The following is a 3946-nucleotide window of genomic DNA, read 5'->3' as shown; positions in this document are numbered from 1 at the left end:
GTAAACAATTTCAAGCTATAAACTGTAAATTATCAATACCATTACAGACATCCTTAAAACTTTAAGGTTTAGCGATCGCCTAATTTATGAAAAATACAGCTCATACAGTTACTTTTATATTACATTGCAAATATCTATGTAACATGTAAAGATGCCAGCGCTCATTGCTATATATAGCGATCGCTTTTGGGAAATTTTCAACTGCGATGCAGCCCAGAAATTTCTTTCTTAGGGGATGACAAAGATGGCTCTTAATTTAAAATAGCGATTAATTTCAAACAAGACCTATTTTGCCTAGTTATATTCTCTTACTTCTAGCGATCTTTATTATCAGGACTTATGCTATGCAGTTCGGAAATTTATTTCTGGGTAGATGACAAAGATGGCTCGCCAAAGATTAAAATCCTTGGTTAATAGCTGAAGTTATCTTTCAGATGACTCTTGGCGTTTATGCCATCTCTAATTATAGATACAAGACATTTACTCCCCATTCCCTATTCTCTAACAAAATAAATCAAGAAAAATCCCATTGCCACCATTCCTAATACCATACCAGGTTCGGGTACACTTACATTCTCTAATGGGTTATTGGGGTCAGTTAACTGCTCCTTGCCATCCTCAACTTTGCGGTTAAAACGGTCTGCTGCTGCTTCTGCACGTCTGAGTGCTTCCCGTTGTTCGTCGTTAACTAAGACGATCATGGAAGAATAAGGCGTAACAATTTTATAGGTCTTGGCGATCGCGTGAATAGCATCCAACTCCTCCAGAGTCTCCAAGTTCATTTTTTTACTCAACCCCAAAACTAACTTTTGAGCTGCCAGAGGAGCAAAATTATCCTCTATTATTTCCCCACCAGATTTTTTCTCCATAAACCAAGCATACCCATCTGCCACACTTACAACAGATTTTCCTAATTTTGATTTTGCGGTAACTTGCTGGAATACCTCGGTAAGTTTTGTCGCCACACCACCCCCACTTTTTTGCATCAATTTTAATGTGGCATCATCATAAGCAGGTGGCATCGCTCCCAAATGCAACATCCACAAAGGAGTAGATAAGTTGGGCATTTCTTGAGTGTCATCCGAGAGTTCATAACTACCCTCATCAGTCACCAATATCAATCCATTGTAGCGAGTATCCCCTCGTAACTGGAGAAATTGTTCGAGCATTTCCTTATATTGGAGCGTACCGAAAAATGTAACTTTCTCAGCATCAAACTGACTAATATCATCTATCCTTTCTGGTGGAAAACCGACATTAGTCAAATATATATCTGCATCACCGTTACTGAAACTCAGGTCTCCCAAACCATTTGCCACTAACCAGTCAATATTCTGTTTTAGTTCTTTGGTTTTAGCTCTCATGCTGTAGGAAGTATCCACAACCACTGCAAACCGTTCACTTTCTGGTAAAAATCTTTCTCGCGTTACTAAAGGTTGAGCAGAAATTTGATATCCATTGGCAAAATTTATCTGATGTTGTTGTGCAGTCGTTTGAGTAACTGCGGTCAGACTAGATGGCAACCATGCTTCTCGATCGCCTCTGACAGACTTGGTATTGTAAATTCGTTTGGTGTTTTTATTCCAATAGATATTACGTTTTTCTCTCAACTTCGGTAAAGCAAAACTATTATCCTTTGCCATTACTTGATAGGTTAACCACAAGTGCATTTGTGTTGGTCGGTCTGGGTTAGTTTTTCGTTCCCTTACTGACAACTTTGCTGGTACTGGAAATGCTCGTAAACGATATTGCCGAGGCCCGACTTTTTCTAGGAGAGCAGGATCGACCGGACGTTCTCTTCGGACTTGAGAATTATAGACTTTTTGTGCTGCACCACGGGGCGAAACTTTGAAAGGAAAACGTTGGGCGCGGTTGTCGGTATCCCCTAACCAAATACCTGTAATAACTGCACTTTCTGGGAGGGTAAAATAATAGAGATTTTCTTGAGGTTCAAAGGTTTGATTTTCATAAATTTCATATAATTCTATATCTGCCCAATCTCTATTTTCTTTTACTGTAATTTCTTGGTTTTTCAGCCAGACTTTTTGTTCCCCAATATTTAATAATCCAGCTTTCACTTCATCTAGATTTGCTGTCGATTGAATAGCATTAATAATTGCTTTTTGTTCTGCTTTTTGAATCGGTGTATCGAAAAAATCACTGTAGAGTTTGGCTGCTTTTTGTTTGTCTTTATCGTCACCTTTATATAAGAAGGGTGACATCAGATGATTGAAGTAATCTTGTAATGTTTGATTAATTGATTCTGGCAAACCAAATGTGCTTCTGTACATGATCCGAATTTGGTTACTTCTGGCAGCCGTACTTAGATAACGATATGAGGATAAATAGGCATTAACTAATCCATCTTTAATTAAATTAGAATTAGCTAAAAGTTCTTGGCGATCGCTTTCATTTCTGACTGGTAAATCTAACATTTGAAAAGCTACAACTTGGGGTTGTTGTTGAAATGAAACAAATAGAATCATCCAAGCAGTTATGACCGCAATAATTCCCTGAAATGTACGTTGATGACCATGTTGATTAGCAAATGTTCTGAGTATTCTTTGTCCAGAATTAACGTATAAACTGGCTAATGCTGAGGGCATAAACACAAATAAAGTTGTTGTTAAAGCCAAGACAAATAAAAATAAGAGCAATGTAAATACATAGCCAGGAGAATAAGTTAACTCAGAAATAATTCCTTGAAGCCAGTAAAATGAGAAAAATTCTCGTACTAACATTACAGATACTGGCACGGCATAAAATAGTAGTAATACTCCCACATATAAACCAGTTAATAACATCAGGCTGTGGGCAAACATTTGTAGCCACGATACTAACTTATTTCGATTAGCATAACCATATAACATTTCCAGAGCAAAAGCGATAATGCTAATGAAGATTGTGGCTAAAATTAAAGTACTAGCTTGAGTAAGTTCTCGCAGTACAAAAAAACGTAATAAACAGAGTAAAAATAAAGGAGCTTCAACTCCATAAAATAAACGGAATAATTGCAGAGGTTGTTTCCGAAAATGCCATCCACCAATGATAGTAAAAATAGTGGGAATTGCTACTATTCCAATGAAAGTAATTAAAAATTGACTGGGAATTAAACCAGATAAAGTATCTTCAATTAAAGACCATCCAATAGTTGGCAAAATCCAGAAATATACAGATCCTAAAAATGTCAGATTCCAGGCCAAAAAGATACTGTAAAAAGTCAGATTCAGAAATTTTTTAATTTTCATAAAATTTACTCCTACAAATTATTTAGCGACCGCCTATTTTCTCTAAAAAATTAACCGAAAATTGTGCTTTAAAGCCTCCCATTTTAAGGGCATCATAAAGAAAAATTTTCCTTTGAGTCAATCCTATTCTTGAAAGGAAGAGGTAATTAATGATTATTAATTATCATTTTCTTTATGGGTTTAATACCCCACGGTGTTCAAAATTACTTGGGGGAGCGAATCATCATGTAATTTCCCTCCTGTCTCCTGTCTCCTGTCTCCTTCTTCAATCATTATTCATTATTAATTGTTGAACTATCCATTGCTTTCGGGATCTATCCCTGCTTCTCGTAATAATTGTTCTAAACGTTTGGCACGCTCTTCAGCAACAGTGGCACGACTTTCTGCTTCTAAAGCACGACTTTCTGCTTCTAAAGCACGGTTTTCTGTTGCCTCCAATTGTTGCTGAACTTCCATATAATCTGTAAATGCTTGTTCATCAGGACGATACAAAATTAGCGTTTCTGCTGTTAACTCAAACTTAATTCGTAATTTAGGAGAAACAAAACCATTCATTTCATCAATTATTTCCAGAAAAAGTTCTGAACGTAACCATCCCGTTAAACTATTTTTTTGCGGGTCATAAACATAATATTCTTCTACTCCATAGCGGTCATAAAATAATAATTTACACTCCATTTCTTTAGGTGTATTTCCTG

General features: G+C 36.5%; 1 protein-coding gene and 1 pseudogene. Both read right to left on the bottom strand.

From position 1 onward, the window contains the following. Nucleotides 1-494: 494 nt before the first annotated feature. Nucleotides 495-3248 (bottom strand): TIGR02921 family PEP-CTERM protein, encoded by a 2754-nt coding sequence (locus F6K27_RS29150; RefSeq protein WP_287278994.1) that lies wholly within the window; start codon nt 3246-3248, stop codon nt 495-497. A gap of 294 nt (nt 3249-3542) precedes the next feature. Then, nucleotides 3543-3946 (bottom strand): annotated as a pseudogene (locus tag F6K27_RS29145) (Uma2 family endonuclease); the annotation flags it as partial.

The sequence above is a fragment of the Okeania sp. SIO2F5 genome, from assembly GCF_010692685.1.
In the GTDB taxonomy this organism is placed as follows: domain Bacteria; phylum Cyanobacteriota; class Cyanobacteriia; order Cyanobacteriales; family Microcoleaceae; genus Okeania; species Okeania hirsuta.
This window is presented reverse-complemented; position numbering and strand designations above follow the sequence as displayed.

Bases quoted from the DNA above. Each gene is read 5' to 3' on its own strand.
- F6K27_RS29150 (WP_287278994.1), bottom strand. From the start codon at position 3,248: ATGAAAATTAAAAAATTTCTGAATCTGACTTTTTACAGTATCTTTTTG.